The organism is Streptomyces sp. NPDC018019, assembly GCF_044327805.1.
GTDB lineage: Bacteria > Actinomycetota > Actinomycetes > Streptomycetales > Streptomycetaceae > Streptomyces.
In genome coordinates this window covers 125,411-139,691 of record NZ_JBIRGD010000004.1, presented here as the reverse complement: position 1 = coordinate 139,691, position 14,281 = coordinate 125,411, and the positions used below count along the sequence as shown (strand labels likewise).

The following is a 14,281-nucleotide window of genomic DNA, read 5'->3' as shown; positions in this document are numbered from 1 at the left end:
GAGCTGTACCGATGGCACAGGAAGTGCGTGGCGTCATCGCACCGGGGAAGGACGAGCCGGTGCGACTGGAGACGATCCTGGTGCCGGACCCGGGGCCGGGGGAGGCCGTGGTGAAGGTGCAGGCGTGCGGGGTGTGCCACACCGATCTGCACTACAAGCAGGGCGGGATCAACGACGACTTCCCGTTCCTGCTGGGGCACGAGGCGTCCGGCATCGTGGAGGCCGTGGGGGCTGGCGTCACCGATGTGGAGCCCGGCGACTTCGTGATCCTCAACTGGCGCGCGGTGTGCGGCACGTGCCGGGCCTGCAAGCGGGGCCGGCCGCAGTACTGCTTCGACACCCACAACGCGCGGCAGAAGATGACGCTCAAGGACGGGACGGAGCTGACGCCCGCGCTGGGCATCGGCGCCTTCGCGGACAAGACGCTGGTCGCGGCCGGGCAGTGCACCAAGGTCGACCCGGAGATGTCCCCGGCGGTGGCCGGGCTGCTGGGCTGCGGCGTGATGGCCGGCATCGGCGCGGCCATCAACACCGGCGCGGTGGGCCGCGGCGACTCCGTCGCGGTGATCGGCTGCGGCGGCGTGGGCGACGCGGCGATCGTCGGCGCCCGGCTGGCCGGCGCGTCCCGGATCATCGCGGTGGACGTGGCGGACCGCAAGCTCTCCATGGCCAAGACGATGGGCGCCACCCACACCGTCAACTCGCGCGCGGCCGACCCGGTCGAGGCGATCCGCGAGCTGACCGACGGCTTCGGCGCGGACGTGGTGATCGACGCGGTGGGGCGCCCCGAGACGTACCGGCAGGCGTTCTACGCGCGTGACCTGGCCGGCACGGTCGTGCTGGTCGGCGTGCCGACGCCGGAGATGAAGCTGGAGCTGCCGCTGCTGGACGTGTTCGGCCGCGGCGGCGCGCTGAAGTCGTCCTGGTACGGCGACTGCCTGCCGTCCCGCGACTTCCCGATGCTGGTCGACCTGCACCAGCAGGGCCGGATCGACCTGGCGGGCTTCGTGACGGAGACGATCGGCATCGAGGACGTGGAGCAGGCGTTCGAGCGGATGCACCGCGGCGACGTGCTGCGTTCGGTGGTGACGCTCTGATGGCGGCCCGCATCGACCACCTCGTCACCTCCGGCACGTTCTCGCTGGACGGCGGTACGTGGGACGTGGACAACAACGTGTGGATCGTCGGGGACGACATCGAAGCCGTGGTCATCGACGCCGCCCACGACGCCGACGCCATCTACGAGGCGCTGGACGGCCGGACGCTGCGCGCGATCATCTGCACCCACGCCCACAACGACCACATCGACGCCGCCCCGGCGCTGGCCACCCGTACCGGCGCGATGATCCACCTGCACCCGGACGACCTGCCGCTGTGGAAGCAGACCCACCCCGACCGGGCGCCCGACCAGGCACTGGCGGACGGCCAGGTGCTGACCATCGGCGGCGTCGACCTGACCGTGCTGCACACCCCCGGGCACGCCCCGGGCGCGGTCTGCCTGTACGCGCCGGAGCTGGGCGAGCACGGCACGGTCTTCACCGGCGACACCCTCTTCCAGGGCGGCCCCGGCGCCACCGGCCGGTCGTTCTCCGACTTCCCGAGCATCGTCGGCTCGATCCGCGAGCGGCTGCTGACGCTGCCGCCGCAGACCGAGGTCCGTACGGGGCACGGCGACGGGACGACCATCGGCGCGGAGGCACCGCACCTGGACGAGTGGGTCAAGCGGGGCCACTGACTCCCCGTCAGCCGCCCGGGGTGGCCGCCCGCTCCAGGATGCGGGCGGCCACCGCCGGCGAGTCCACCAGCGGATGCAGCGCCATCGCGCGCAGGGCCGCGTCCCGGTCCTTGAATTCCGCCGCCTCGACCGTCGCCAGCTCCACGGCCTTGAGCTGGAGCATCAGGCCCAGCTGGTCCTCGCGCAGGGGCGCGCACGGCAGCGGCCGGGCGCCGTCCGCGTCCACCTCGCACACCGTCTCGATGATGGCCTCGGGCGCGAGCTGCGGCACGGTCGTACCGTTGCGGACGTTCAGGATCAGGCGCGCGTGCCGGTCGCCCGCGATGGCGCGCATGACGGCCAGCGCCACCTGGTCGTAGCCGCCGCCCTCCAGGTCGCAGGTGTCGCGCTGCCAGCCGCCGGTGGCCTCCCGGCTGTGCGCCATGTACGTCTCCTCGCGCTCCAGCCGGGTGCGCTCCCAGAGCGCGTACGCCTCCCCGGGGGAGACGCCGGACGCCGCTTCGAAGAAGCCGCCCTGCTGCTGGTCCAGGAACTCCCCACGGGTCTCCGCGGTGCCCTGCACGGAGGCGAGGGTCTCGCGCCGGAAGTAGTAGTAGTGCAGGTACTCGTTGGGCAGCGAACCCAGCGCGCGCAGCCAGTCCGCCCCGAAAAGCTTGCCCTCCTCGAAGGACGTGAGCGCGCCGGGATCGGCCAGCAAGGCCCCCAGCAGGTCCGTACCGTCCTCCGCGGTCAAGGACCGCAGCCAGCCGAGGTGGTTGAGGCCCACGTAGTCGTACGTCACCCGGTCCGGATCGGCGCCCGCGGCCCGCGCCGCGCGCCGTACCAGCCCGACCGGCGAGTCGCAGATGCCGATCACCCGCTCGCCCAGCACCTGGGACATCGCCTCGGTGACGATCCCCGCCGGATTGGTGAAGTTGACGACCCAGGCGTCCGGCGCCAGCGCCGCCACCCGTTCGGCGATCCGCAGCGCGACGGGCACCGTGCGCAGCCCGTACAGCACGCCGCCCGCGCCCACCGTCTCCTGGCCCAGCACGCCCGCGTCCAGCGGAATCCGCTCGTCCGCGATCCGGCCCGCGGTGCCGCCCACCCGGATCGCGGAGAAGACGAAGTCGGTGCCGCGCAGCGCGTCGTCGAGGGTGCCGGCGATCCGCACGCGCACGGGGGAGGGCTTGTCCGGCCCGGTCCGCCGCTCCGCCTGCGCGGCCAGCACGGAGGCGATCACGGCCGCCCGCCGCGGGTCGGTGTCGTACAGCGTGACCTCGGAGACGGCCTGCGCGGGATCGTCCAGGAGCGCGCGGTGCACGAGCGGTACCCGGAAACCCCCGCCGCCCAAAATCGTGAGCCTCATGGGCCGGAACGTACCGCAGCATCGGGCACACTGGCGGCACGCGCACGGAAGAGAGGGGCAGGCACGGTGAGCGCACACGATGTCCAGCGGAACCCTGGCGGCGGGCAGGGCGGGCACGTACCGCCGGGCCCCGCGCCCGCGCTCGACCCGCTCGCCGCCGTACGGGCCGAGGGCGATCCGGCCACCGACGTCTACCTCACCGGCACGGTCTTCCTGGACATCATCTTCACCGGCCTGGACTCCGCCCCGGTGCGCGGCACGGAGTCCTGGGCGCGCGGCATGGGCTCCAGCCCCGGCGGCGTCGCCAACATGGCCACCGCGCTCGCCCGGCTCGGCCTGCGCACCTCGCTCGCCGCGGCCTTCGGCGACGACATGTACGGCGAGTACTGCTGGGAGGCCCTGGAGCGCGGCGAACACGTGGACCTGTCGATGTCCCGCACCATCGCCGGCTGGCACTCCCCGGTCACCGTCTCCATGGCGTACGAGGGTGAGCGCACGATGGTCTCGCACGGCCACGAGGCGCCCAGCGGGCCCGCCCGCACCGCCTTCGACGGCAAGCACGCGCCGGGCTGCCCGCCGCCCTCACGGGCCTGCGTCGCCTCGCTGACGCCCGGCAGCCCCGAGGGCTGGCTCGGCTGCGCGGCCCGGCGCGGCAGCCGGATCTTCGCGGACGTGGGCTGGGACGACACCGGCCGCTGGGACCCGGCCGACCTGGCCGAGCTGGAGCACTGCGAGGCCTTCCTGCCCAACGCGGAGGAGGCGATGCGCTATACCCGCCTGGACTGCCCGCGCGCCGCCGCCCGCAAGCTGGCCGGCCTGGTGCCGGTCGCCGTGGTCACCCTGGGCGCCGAGGGCGCGTACGCGGTGGACGGGCGGACCGGCGAGAGCGCCGAGGTGCCCGCCATCGCGGTCGAGGCGATGGACCCGACCGGCGCCGGCGACGTCTTCATGGCGGGCTTCGTCACCGGCTCGCTGGCCGGCTGGCCGCTGGCCGACCGGCTCGCCTTCGCGGGCCTGACCGCCGCGCTGTCCGTGCAGGAATTCGGCGGGTCGCTGTCCGCGCCGGGCTGGGTGGAGATCGCGGCGTGGTGGCAGCGGGTGACCGCGGCGGGGGCGTACGGGCGGACGCCGGACGGCGGCGCGGCCCGCGCGGCCGACGTCCAGGACGCCGCCGCGCTGCGCCGCCGCTACGCCTTCCTGGACGCGCTGCTGCCCACCGCCGACCGTGCCTGGCCCCTGGCCCGCGCGCTGCCGACGATCGGGTTCCGCCGCCCCGCGTGAGCGGCCCGTCACCCGGGGAACGGGGGGGGCAGGGGGACGGGGGTGCGCGGAAAAGGCTTCGGGCTTGTCGGTGCACCGTCGTACCCTGGGTATCCCAAGGAGCCGAGGCCGCGGGCACACCCGTGGCGCAACGAATGGGGGATGAGCAGGCCAGAGAGCCGGCCCATGACTCAGACACCTACACGACCGCAGGCGCACGCCCAGTTCACCGTCCCCGCCAAGCACCCGATGGTGACGGTCCTGGGTTCCGGAGACGCCCTGCTGCGGGTCATCGAGAACGCGTTCCCGGCCACCGACATCCACGTACGGGGCAACGAGATCCGGGCGGTCGGCGACGCCGGGGAAGTGGCTCTGATCCAGCGCCTCTTCGACGAGATGATGCTGGTGCTGCGCACCGGCCAGCCGATGACCGAGGACGCGGTGGAACGGTCCATCGCCATGCTGCGCTCGGCGGCCGACGGCGAGGGTGCGGCGAGCGAGACCCCCGCCGAGGTGCTCACCCAGAACATCCTGTCCAACCGCGGCCGCACGATCCGCCCCAAGACCCTCAACCAGAAGCGCTACGTCGACGCCATCGACCAGCACACGGTCGTCTTCGGCATCGGCCCCGCCGGCACGGGCAAGACCTACCTCGCCATGGCCAAGGCGGTGCAGGCCCTCCAGTCCAAGCAGGTCAACCGCATCATCCTGACCCGCCCCGCGGTCGAGGCCGGCGAACGCCTGGGCTTCCTCCCCGGCACCCTCTACGAAAAGATCGACCCGTACCTGCGCCCGCTGTACGACGCCCTGCACGACATGCTCGACCCCGACTCGATCCCACGCCTGATGGCAGCGGGGACGATCGAGGTGGCGCCGCTGGCTTATATGCGGGGCCGTACCTTGAATGATGCTTTTATCATCCTCGACGAGGCGCAGAACACCAGCCCCGAGCAGATGAAGATGTTCCTCACCCGGCTCGGGTTCGACTCGAAGATCGTCATCACCGGTGACATCACGCAGATCGACCTACCGGGCGGTACGAAGAGCGGTCTGCGGCAGGTGCAGGAGATCCTGGAGGGGCTGGACGACGTGCACTTCTCGCGGCTGAGCAGCCAGGACGTGGTCCGGCACAAGCTGGTCGGCCGTATTGTCGATGCGTACGAGAAGTACGACAGCCAAAACGGCCGGCGAACCTGAGAAACGAGAAGCAGCACTTCATGTCGATCGACGTCAACAACGAGTCCGGTACGGACATCGACGAGCAGGCGATCCTGGACGTCGCCCGCTACGCCGTGGCCCGGATGCGCATCCACCCGCTCTCCGAGCTGTCGGTCATCGTCGTCGACGCCGACGCCATGGAACAGCTCCACCTCCAGTGGATGGACCTGCCCGGCCCGACCGATGTCATGTCCTTCCCGATGGACGAGCTGCGTCCGCCGGCCAAGGACGACGAGGAGCCCCCGCAGGGGCTCCTCGGTGACATCGTGCTGTGCCCGGAGGTCGCCAAGAAGCAGGGGGAGGAGGCGCCGACCCGCCACAGCATGGACGAGGAGCTCCAGCTGCTGACCGTGCACGGCGTGCTGCACCTGCTCGGGTACGACCACGAGGAGCCCGCCGAGAAGGCCGAGATGTTCGGCCTCCAGGCGGCGATCATCGACGGCTGGCGCGCCGAGCGCGGGCTGACCGGTCCCTCGCCGGCCCCGACCGTCACCTGACGGCGGGTGATCCGGTGACCACCCAGCTGATCGCGGTCGCGGTCCTCCTCGTCGTCGTCGCGTGGCTCGCGGCCTGCGCCGAGGCGGGTCTCGCCCGTACGACGAGCTTCCGGGCCGAGGAGGCCGTACGGTCCGGGCGGCGGGGCAGCGCGAAGCTGGCCGCCGTCGCCGCCGACCCGGTCCGCTATCTGAACGTGGCGCTGCTGGTGCGCGTCGGCTGTGAGATGGCGGCCGGCGTGCTGGTGACGTACGCCTGTCTGCACTCCTTCGAGGAGACCTGGCAGGCGCTGACCGTGGCCATCGCGGTGATGGTGCTGGTCTCGTACGTGGCGGTCGGGGTCTCGCCCCGGACGATCGGCCGCCAGCACCCGCTGAACACGGCCACCGCCGCGGCGTACGTGCTGCTGCCGCTGGCCCGGATCATGGGCCCGGTACCGCGGCTGCTGATCCTCCTGGGCAACGCCCTCACCCCCGGCAAGGGCTTCCGCCAGGGCCCCTTCGCCTCGGAGGCCGAGCTGCGCTCGCTGGTGGACCTCGCCGAGAAGGAGTCGCTGATCGAGGACGAGGAGCGCCGGATGGTGCACTCCGTCTTCCAGCTCGGCGACACCCTGGTGCGCGAGGTGATGGTGCCGCGCACGGACCTGGTCTCGGTCGAGCGTTACAAGACCATCCGCCAGGGGCTGACCCTCGCGCTGCGCTCCGGTTTCTCCCGTATCCCGGTGACCGGCGAGAACGAGGACGACGTGGTCGGCATCGTGTACGTGAAGGACCTGGCGCGCAAGGTGCACATCAGCCGGGACGCCGAGACGGAGCTGGTCTCCACGGCGATGCGCCCGGCGGTCTTCGTACCGGACACGAAGAACGCCGGGGACCTGCTGCGCGAGATGCAGCAGGACCGCAACCACGTCGCGGTCGTCATCGACGAGTACGGCGGCACGGCCGGCATCGTGACGATCGAGGACATCCTGGAGGAGATCGTCGGCGAGATCACCGACGAGTACGACCGGGAGCTGCCGCCCGTCGAGGACCTCGGCGACGGCCGGTACCGGGTCACCGCCCGGCTGGACATCGGCGACCTCGGCGAGCTGTACGGCTTCGCGGAGCTGGACGACGAGGACGTGGAGACGGTCGGCGGGCTGCTCGCCAAGCAGCTGGGCCGGGTCCCGATCGCGGGTGCCACGGCCGAGATCGACCTCGGCGACCATGGGTCCGCACTGTCGCCGAAGGCGCTGCGGCTGACCGCGGAGGCCCCGGCCGGCCGCCGCAACAAGATCGTCACGGTGCTCTGCGAGCCGGTCAGCGGCGGCGCGGACGGGGCAGCCGGTCAGGACTGACCGCGACCAGCAGTCCGGCGAGCGCCGTGGCGGCCCCGGTGGCCGCCACGGCGGGCCAGCCGCCGCCGGACCACGCCACCGTCCCCACCAGCGATCCGACGGCGATGCCGAGGAAGCGCAAGGTGAAGTAGAGGGTGTTGAGGCGGCTGTGCAGCGCGGGGTCGAGCCCGAACAGCGCCGTCTGGGACGCGGCCTGGCTGCCCCAGACCCCGACGTCCAGGACGATCACCCCGGCCAGCAGCCAGGGCAGGGCGCTGCCGCCCGGCAGCAGGAGCAGCCAGCCCGCGATCACCAGGCCGATCAGCATGGCCGGCGCGCCGCGTCGCCCGAACCGGTCGGCCAGCCGTCCGGCGTACGGCGAGGCCAGCGCGCTCGCCGCGGCCACCAGCCCGAACAGCCCGGTCTCGGTGGACCCGTACCCGTACTGCCCCTCCAGCAGGAACGTCAGCGTCGTCCAGAACGCGCCGAACGCGATGCCGACCAGCGCGCCGGAGACGGTGATCCGCCGGACCGGCGGATGCGCGGCGAACAGCCGCGGCAGGGAGGCGAGCGTGGTCCGGTACGGGGCGGCCGCGGCCGCCGGGACGCGCGGGAGCGCGCGGCGCAGGACGAGCACGGTCAGCAGGGTCAGGACGCAGGAACAGCCGAACACCGCGCGCCAGCCGACCTGCTCCGCCAGCGCCCCTGAATACGCGCGCGAGGCCAGCACCCCGACCAGCAGACCGGCCTGTACGGTGCCCACGACCCGGCCCCGGCTCGCCGCGCCGCCGCCCGCGGCCAGCGCGACGGCGAGCGGCGTGATGAGCTGCGGTACGGGCGAGAGCAGGCCGACGGCGAAGCCGGCCACCACCAGCCAGGTGACGGTGGGCGCGAGGGCGCAGGCGGCGAGCGCGAGGGCGGAGGCCGTGCCGAGGCCGAGGATCAGCCGCCGCCGGTCGTGACTGTCGCCCGCCGGGACCAGCAGCAGGATGCCCGCCGCGTAGCCGAGCTGGGTGGCGGTGGGCACGGCGCCGAGGACGTCGGGGGCCACCCCGAGCGCGTGGGCGGCGGCGCCCAGCAGCGGCTGGTTGAGGTAGACGTTGGCGGCGGTGACGGCGCTGGTCGCGGCGAGCAGCAGGGTCGTCGGGCGGGTCAGGCCGGGGCGGGGCGGGCGGTCGGTGTGCGGGGGAGCGGAAGCAGGTTCGATCACATGAGCCGACGCTAAGCCGGGCCCGTACTGGCACGCTTGTGCTGTAGTGCCAACATCTGTCGAGAACGTGCCAGGCGCGGGAAGGCGGGAGACGGACGCCGTGTACGGGAAGAGCGAGAACCGCGACGACTACCAGAGCGTGCCCCGGCCGGTCGCCGCGATGGCCCGCGACCTGCCCGACGGCCACCACATCCCCGATCACCGCCATCCCCGCGCCCAGCTGATCTACGGCACGACCGGGGCCATCACGGTCGCCACCGGACACGGCGTGTGGGCGGTGCCCGCCACCCGCGGCGTGTGGGTGCCCGCCGGCCTCACCCACGCGATGACCTGCGCGGGCGCGGTCGCCATGCGCACCCTCTACATCGCGCCGCAGTCGGCCTGGCGCCTGCCCGACGGGCCCACCGTCGTCTCGGTCTCCCCGCTGCTGCGCGAGCTGATCGACGAGGCCACCCGTATCCCGGTCGAGTACGACCCGCAGGGCCGCGACGGCCGGGTGATGGAGCTGCTACTGCTCGAACTGGCGCCGCGGCCCGTACCGGCACTGCACCTGCCCGCACCGGCCGATCCCCGGCTGGACGGCCTCTGTACGGCGATCCGGGCCGACCCCGGCGCGCGCTGGACCACCGCGTCCGCCGCGGCCCGCGCCCACCTGAGCCCGCGCAGCCTGCACCGCAGGTTCGGCGCCGCGACGGGGATGAGCCTGGCCCGCTGGGTGCAGCAGGCCAGGCTCGTGCACGCGGTCACCCTGCTCGCCCGGGGCACACCGGTCACCTCCGTCGCGACCGGCCTCGGTTACGCGACCCCCAGCGCCTTCACGGCCATGTTCCGGCGGGCGCTGGGGACCACGCCGTCGGCCTACTTCGACGGTCCGGGAACGTGACCCTTCTCCTTCGCGGACCGCCGGGCCGCCCGGGAGAGACCGACGGCGGCCAGCGCCGCGACCGCCGCAACGAGGAGCGCGTCCGCGGCGAGCCCCAGCTTCACACCGCCGAGCGTGGCCGTCGCGAAGTCCGAGCCGCCCTCGCGCAGCGCCGCGACCCGGGCCGACGCCAGCGCGCTCAGCAGCGGGATGCCGATCGTGATGCCGATCTGCTGGGAGCTGGTCACCAGGCCGGTGGCCAGGCCCTGTTCGGTGTCCGGCACACCGGAGGTCACGATCACCCCGTACGAGACGATCGCCCACAGGTGACCGAAGCAGGCGACCGTCATCGCGACCGTCGCGAGCCAGACACCGGACGGGGCGGTGCCCACGCTCAGCAGCGCCGCGGTGCAGACGGCCTGCACGGTCAGACCGGCGAGCAGCGTCCGGCGGGCGCCGAGCCGTCCGATCACCTTCGGCGCGACGAGGCCGGAGAGCACCGCGAAGACGCCCTGCACGCCGAAGACCAGGCCGCTGAGGAAGGCGGAGAGGTGCAGCACTTCCTGGAGGTAGAGCGTCAGCAGGAAGATCACCGCGCTCATCATCGAGAACGTGACCAGGCCCGCCACGCTGCCCCACGCGATCGTGGGCCGCCGCAGCATCGGCAGCGAGACCAGCGGCTGGGCGGCCCGGGACTCCACGATCACGAACGCGACGAGCAGGACGAGGCCGAGCACCAGGGCGACCGGCACGTCGGGGCGCCCGAAGCCCGCTTCGGCGGCCGTGGACAGCGCGTAGATCAGGGCGAGCAGGCCGCCGGTCACGGTCACCGCGCCGGGGACGTCGATACGGGGCCGGCCGGGGTGGGTGGACTCGGTGAGCAGCGTGGGCGCCACCGCCAGCACGGCGATCCCGGCCACGGCCAGCACGCCCATCGTCGAACGCCAGCCGAGCGAGTCGGTCAGCACGCCGCCGAGCACCATGCCGATGGTGAAGCCCGTCGAGAGCAGGGTCCCGCTGATCCCGAGCGCACGTTCCCGCTGGGGGCCCTCGGCGAAGGTGGTGGTCAGCAGGGACATGCCGGTGGGCACGATGACCGCGGCGCCCAGACCTTGCAGCGCGCGTCCGGCCAGGAACAGGGCCGGGGACCAGGCGAGCGCGGCCAGCAGGGAGGCCGCCGCGAAGAGGGCGAGCCCGGTGAGGAAGAGCCGGCGCCGTCCGTACAGGTCGGCGATCCGCCCGAACAACAGCAGGAACCCGCCGGACGGCAGCGCGAAGGCGGTCACCGCCCATTGGAGGTCGGCCTGGCCCATGCCCAGGTCCCGGCCGAGCACCGGCAGGGCCACGTTCAGGATCGAGAAGTCCAGCGCGACGATGAACTGCGCGGCGCACAGCACGAGCAGGATCAGCTTGGCGCGGGGGGACATCCGCTCGGGAGCGGATGTGGATGCGGACGCGGATATGGGGGCGGGAGCGGGCGCGGCCGTGGACGTGGTGACCGGTGGGGCGGGGGCCGTGGCGGGGAGCGGGGACGTGTCGGTTGGCATACGAGCAGCCTGTGGCCCAGGAATACCGGGTGGGGAGCGGGAACTTATCGTGGTGTCCGGACCACCAGGCAGGGTCCGGCAGGCCCGGCCGTACGGCGGCCGGTGACGTACAGCCAACAGGGGGAGCGGCGTGGCGGAATCCGCACGGACCACATCCGGCCGGAGCGCATCCGTACCGGCGAGCGGCGGGGCCGGGACCGGCGCCAAGCCGCGCCGGCGGCAGGAACTGCGGGACTTCCTGATGAGCCGCCGGGCCCGGGTCAGCCCGGCCGACGCGGGCCTGCCCGACGGTGGCCGGCGCCGCACGCCGGGGCTGCGCCGCGAAGAGGTCGCGGTGCTCGCCGGGGTCGGCGCCTCCTGGTACCAGTGGCTGGAGCAGGGCCGGGAGATCACCGTCTCGCCGCAGGTGCTGGACTCGGTGGCGCGGGTGCTGCGGCTGAGCGACGCCGAGCGGCGGCACCTGTACGTGCTGGCCGGGCTCAATCCGCCGCTGCGGCAGGACCCGGACCCCGGGGTGACCGACATGTGCGACGGCCTCCAGCGGCTGATCGACGCGTGGATGCCGTTCCCGGCCCACATCATGGACCCGTACTGGAACAACGTCGCCTTCAACGAAGCGGCCCGGCTGGTCCTCAACCACGGCCGGGAGGGCTCCAGTTCCAACTGCCTGATCTCCTACTTCACCGATCCGGTCTACCGCGCCCGTGCTTGCAACTGGGCACGGAACGCGCCGGTGGTGGTGGCGCAGTACCGGGCGGCGTGGTCGGAGCGGCCCGGTGACGAGGGGTACGAGGCGGTCGTACGGGAAGTGTCCGCGGCCAGCGCGGAGTTCGCGGAGCTGTGGGCGCGCGGGGACGTGCAGGACGGCGGGCTGGTCCACAAGGAGCTGGAGCACCCGCTCGTCGGCACGCTGCTGTTCGAGTCCACCCAGCTGCGGGTGCCGGCCCGCCCGGACCTGACCATCGTGCTGCACAATCCGCGCCGGACGGCGGAGGCGGACACGGCGGCGAAGCTGGAGTGGCTCACCTCGCCGGAGGGCCGCCGGGGCGGCATGTATTCGGTGGCGGGCTGACCGGGCGGGGCGGGGGCGGCCCCTCGTGTCCGCCGGGGTGGCGGACGCATATGCTCGCCCGTATGAGCGAAGCCGCACCGCTGGACCCGGAAGACCGCAAGATCATCACGCTGGCCCGTTCCGCGCGGGCCCGCAACGGCGTGCCGGAAGGCGCCGCCGTCCGTGACGAGACCGGGCGCACCTATGTCGCCGGTACCGTCGCCCTGGAATCGTTGCAGCTCAGCGCGTTGCGTACGGCGGTCGCGATGGCCGTGGCGAGCGGCGCGCGGTCGCTGGAGGCCGCTGCCGTGGTGACCGAGGGCGAGACGGCCTCGGACGCGGACCGGGCGGCCGTCCGGGACCTCGGCGGCGCCGGGACGCCGGTGCTGGTGGCCGGGCCGGACGGCACGCTGCGTGCCACGGTCCAGGCGGGCTGAGGGGGCGGCCCCGTACTTCCGGCCGGTGACCGGCTGACCAACCGCCTCAGGCGTCAGCCGGTCCCGCCCGCGTCCCCGAGCGACGCCAGCAGCGCCTTCTTGTCCGGCTTGCCGCCGGCCGCGACCGGTACGTCCCGGATGACGGTGATCGTGGCGGGCACGCTCGCCGGGCCCAGCTCCGCCGCGACGTGCGCGCGCAGCGCCGCGTCATCGGGCCGCCGTCCGGCCGCGGGAACGACGAACGCGTGGGCGGCCTCGCCGGTCCGCTCGTCCGGCGCGCCCACGACGTACGCCTGGTCCACGTCCGGATGCCCGGTCAGCGCCTGTTCGAGCGCACCGGCGTAGTGCAGCACGGCGTTGACGATGATCACGTCGCGGGTGCGCCCGGTGAGCCGCAGAAAACCGTGCTCGTCGAGGCGGCCGAGGTCGCGGGTGCGCACCCAGCCGTCGCGCAGCACGGCGCGGGTCTCCGCCGGGTCCCGCCAGTAGCACGCCAGCGCCCCGGCGGTACGGACCCAGATCTCCCCGGTCGCCCCCTCGGCCGGCGGCTGCCCGTCGGCCGGGTCCCGCACGCTGATCTCCACCCCGTCCAGCGGCCGGCCCACCGAGCCGAACACGCTCCGGGGCCCGCGGGCCAGGTCGTCGGGCGTGAGCAGGGTGAGCATGCCGGTCTCGGTCTGCCCGTATCCCTGGTGCACGACCGGGCCGAGCCGGTCAACGGCCTCGGCGAGCCGGTGCGGTGCCAGGGGAGATCCGGCCACCAGCAGGGCGCGCAGACTGCCGGTGTCCACGGGCTCGGTACGCAGGGTGTCGAGGATGTGGTGCAGCCGGGGGACGGTCAGCAGGCAGGCGGTGACGCGGTGCCGCGCGAAGACCTCCGGGAAGGACGGCGGCGGGTCGGGGATGACGGCGGTGCCGCCGCCCAGCAGGCACAGGCCCAGGTGTTCGAAGATCACCGCGCTGGTGAGGGTGCCGAAGAGCAGGAAGCGCGCGTAGGCGGCGGCGAGCGCGGCGGTCCGCGCGGTCCAGCGGGCCGGCTGCCACGACCAGCTGGTGGACAGGCTGCGGTAGGTGTGGGCGCACCCCTTCGGATGTCCGGTGCTGCCGCTGGTCAGGGTGATCAGGGCGATGTCGTCCGGGCGGCCCCGGGCCGCCAGGTCGTCCGGTGCGGCGGCCTCCGGCGTACTCAACAGGTCCTGCTCCAGGCGGAGCCGGCCGGTGGTGCCGGCCGCCGCGAACAGGTCGGGGGTGCCCGACGGCCCGTCGTGCACCAGGACGTCGATGCCGTCGGCGAGGAGCTGTGCGAGGTGCCGCGGCGGCAGCCCGGGGCGCAGGCCGGTCAGCCGGGCGCCCAGCAGGTGCACCGCGAGGTGGAGGGCGAACGCCTCGGGGGTGACCCCGGCGGCCACCGCGACGGACGACCCCGGACCGGTGCCCGCGGCGCGCAGTCCGCGTACGCAGCGGGAGGCCAGCTCCAGCACCTCGCGGCGCGGGACGGCGCGCCCCCGGTACTCGAAGGCCGCCGCGTCCGGCTGCCGGCGGAAGGCGTCGACGAGGGCCTGCGGGAAAGGACTTTCGGACGGCTGATTCATTTCGCTGCATCCGCTTCTGGAGGGGCACGGCTGAAATGCGTCACGGGACCGGCGGGACAAGCGGGGCGGGGCAGGCGGGCGGAGCGTGGCGGGGGCCGCCGGGGCGCGACAGAAGGGCGTTCCGGGTAAAAGTCCCGGACCTTGTGACACTGGCTTCCGTAGCGTACTCACAAACCTCGGAAATGGTGTGACGCAGATCACTTTATCACCC

General features: G+C 73.5%; 13 protein-coding genes. 9 read left to right on the top strand and 4 right to left on the bottom strand.

All coding sequences use genetic code 11. The features are described from left to right. The first annotated feature begins 11 nt into the window (after positions 1-11). Positions 12-1,097 carry an S-(hydroxymethyl)mycothiol dehydrogenase gene (locus ACH4FX_RS09005; RefSeq protein ID WP_398476685.1) on the top strand — a complete coding sequence of 362 codons (1,086 nt, stop codon included), beginning with the start codon at positions 12-14 and terminating at the stop codon, positions 1,095-1,097. Beyond that, a complete protein-coding gene (locus ACH4FX_RS09000) occupies positions 1,097-1,735 on the top strand; it encodes an MBL fold metallo-hydrolase (RefSeq protein ID WP_398476683.1) in 639 nt (212 codons plus the stop codon). The genes ACH4FX_RS09005 and ACH4FX_RS09000 overlap by 1 nt, the downstream gene beginning before the upstream one ends. Before the next feature lie 7 nt (positions 1,736-1,742). Here the strand turns inward: ACH4FX_RS09000 and ACH4FX_RS08995 are convergent, their stop codons facing one another. Then, positions 1,743-3,083: a 6-phospho-beta-glucosidase gene (locus ACH4FX_RS08995; protein WP_398476681.1), complete on the bottom strand. Its 1,341-nt coding sequence runs from the start codon at positions 3,081-3,083 to the stop codon at positions 1,743-1,745. Between the two features lie 66 nt (positions 3,084-3,149). Here ACH4FX_RS08995 and ACH4FX_RS08990 point away from each other — a divergent pair, with 66 nt between their 5' ends. From ACH4FX_RS08990 to ACH4FX_RS08975, 4 genes are all read left to right on the top strand, one after another. After that, positions 3,150-4,364: a carbohydrate kinase family protein gene (locus ACH4FX_RS08990; RefSeq protein ID WP_398476679.1), complete on the top strand. Its 1,215-nt coding sequence runs from the start codon at positions 3,150-3,152 to the stop codon at positions 4,362-4,364. Positions 4,365-4,529: 165 nt separating this feature from the next. Further along, on the top strand, positions 4,530-5,540 hold the full coding sequence (locus ACH4FX_RS08985; RefSeq protein ID WP_398476677.1) for a PhoH family protein: 1,011 nt from the start codon (positions 4,530-4,532) through the stop codon (positions 5,538-5,540). 20 nt (positions 5,541-5,560) lie between these two features. Next, positions 5,561-6,058 carry an rRNA maturation RNase YbeY gene (ybeY, locus tag ACH4FX_RS08980; RefSeq protein WP_398476675.1) on the top strand — a complete coding sequence of 166 codons (498 nt, stop codon included), beginning with the start codon at positions 5,561-5,563 and terminating at the stop codon, positions 6,056-6,058. Between the two features lie 14 nt (positions 6,059-6,072). Continuing rightward, positions 6,073-7,392 carry a hemolysin family protein gene (locus ACH4FX_RS08975; protein WP_398476673.1) on the top strand — a complete coding sequence of 440 codons (1,320 nt, stop codon included), beginning with the start codon at positions 6,073-6,075 and terminating at the stop codon, positions 7,390-7,392. Here the strand turns inward: ACH4FX_RS08975 and ACH4FX_RS08970 are convergent. Continuing rightward, positions 7,355-8,581, bottom strand: coding sequence for an MFS transporter (locus ACH4FX_RS08970; RefSeq protein WP_398476671.1), 1,227 nt, complete (start codon positions 8,579-8,581; stop codon positions 7,355-7,357). The genes ACH4FX_RS08975 and ACH4FX_RS08970 overlap by 38 nt on opposite strands. A gap of 100 nt (positions 8,582-8,681) precedes the next feature. Between ACH4FX_RS08970 and ACH4FX_RS08965 the strand changes: the two genes are divergently transcribed. Beyond that, the gene (locus ACH4FX_RS08965; protein WP_398476669.1) at positions 8,682-9,464 is read left to right on the top strand and encodes a helix-turn-helix domain-containing protein; all 783 of its coding nucleotides are present in this window, start codon (positions 8,682-8,684) and stop codon (positions 9,462-9,464) included. On the opposite strand, the gene ACH4FX_RS08960 is transcribed toward ACH4FX_RS08965, so the two are convergent. Further along, a complete protein-coding gene (locus tag ACH4FX_RS08960) occupies positions 9,440-10,990 on the bottom strand; it encodes an MFS transporter (protein ID WP_398476667.1) in 1,551 nt (516 codons plus the stop codon). The two genes, ACH4FX_RS08965 and ACH4FX_RS08960, sit on opposite strands and share 25 nt — an antisense overlap. 241 nt (positions 10,991-11,231) lie before the next feature. Between ACH4FX_RS08960 and ACH4FX_RS08955 the strand changes: the two genes are divergently transcribed. Both ACH4FX_RS08955 and ACH4FX_RS08950 read left to right on the top strand, forming a co-directional pair. Next, positions 11,232-12,062 carry a helix-turn-helix transcriptional regulator gene (locus tag ACH4FX_RS08955; protein WP_398477041.1) on the top strand — a complete coding sequence of 277 codons (831 nt, stop codon included), beginning with the start codon at positions 11,232-11,234 and terminating at the stop codon, positions 12,060-12,062. 62 nt (positions 12,063-12,124) lie between these two features. Continuing rightward, positions 12,125-12,478, top strand: a complete 354-nt coding sequence (locus ACH4FX_RS08950) for a cytidine deaminase (protein ID WP_398476665.1) — start codon at positions 12,125-12,127, stop codon at positions 12,476-12,478. Between the two features lie 53 nt (positions 12,479-12,531). On the opposite strand, the gene ACH4FX_RS08945 is transcribed toward ACH4FX_RS08950, so the two are convergent. Beyond that, complete coding sequence (locus tag ACH4FX_RS08945) at positions 12,532-14,070, bottom strand: class I adenylate-forming enzyme family protein (protein WP_398476663.1); 1,539 nt, start codon at positions 14,068-14,070, stop codon at positions 12,532-12,534. Positions 14,071-14,281: the final 211 nt, after the last annotated feature.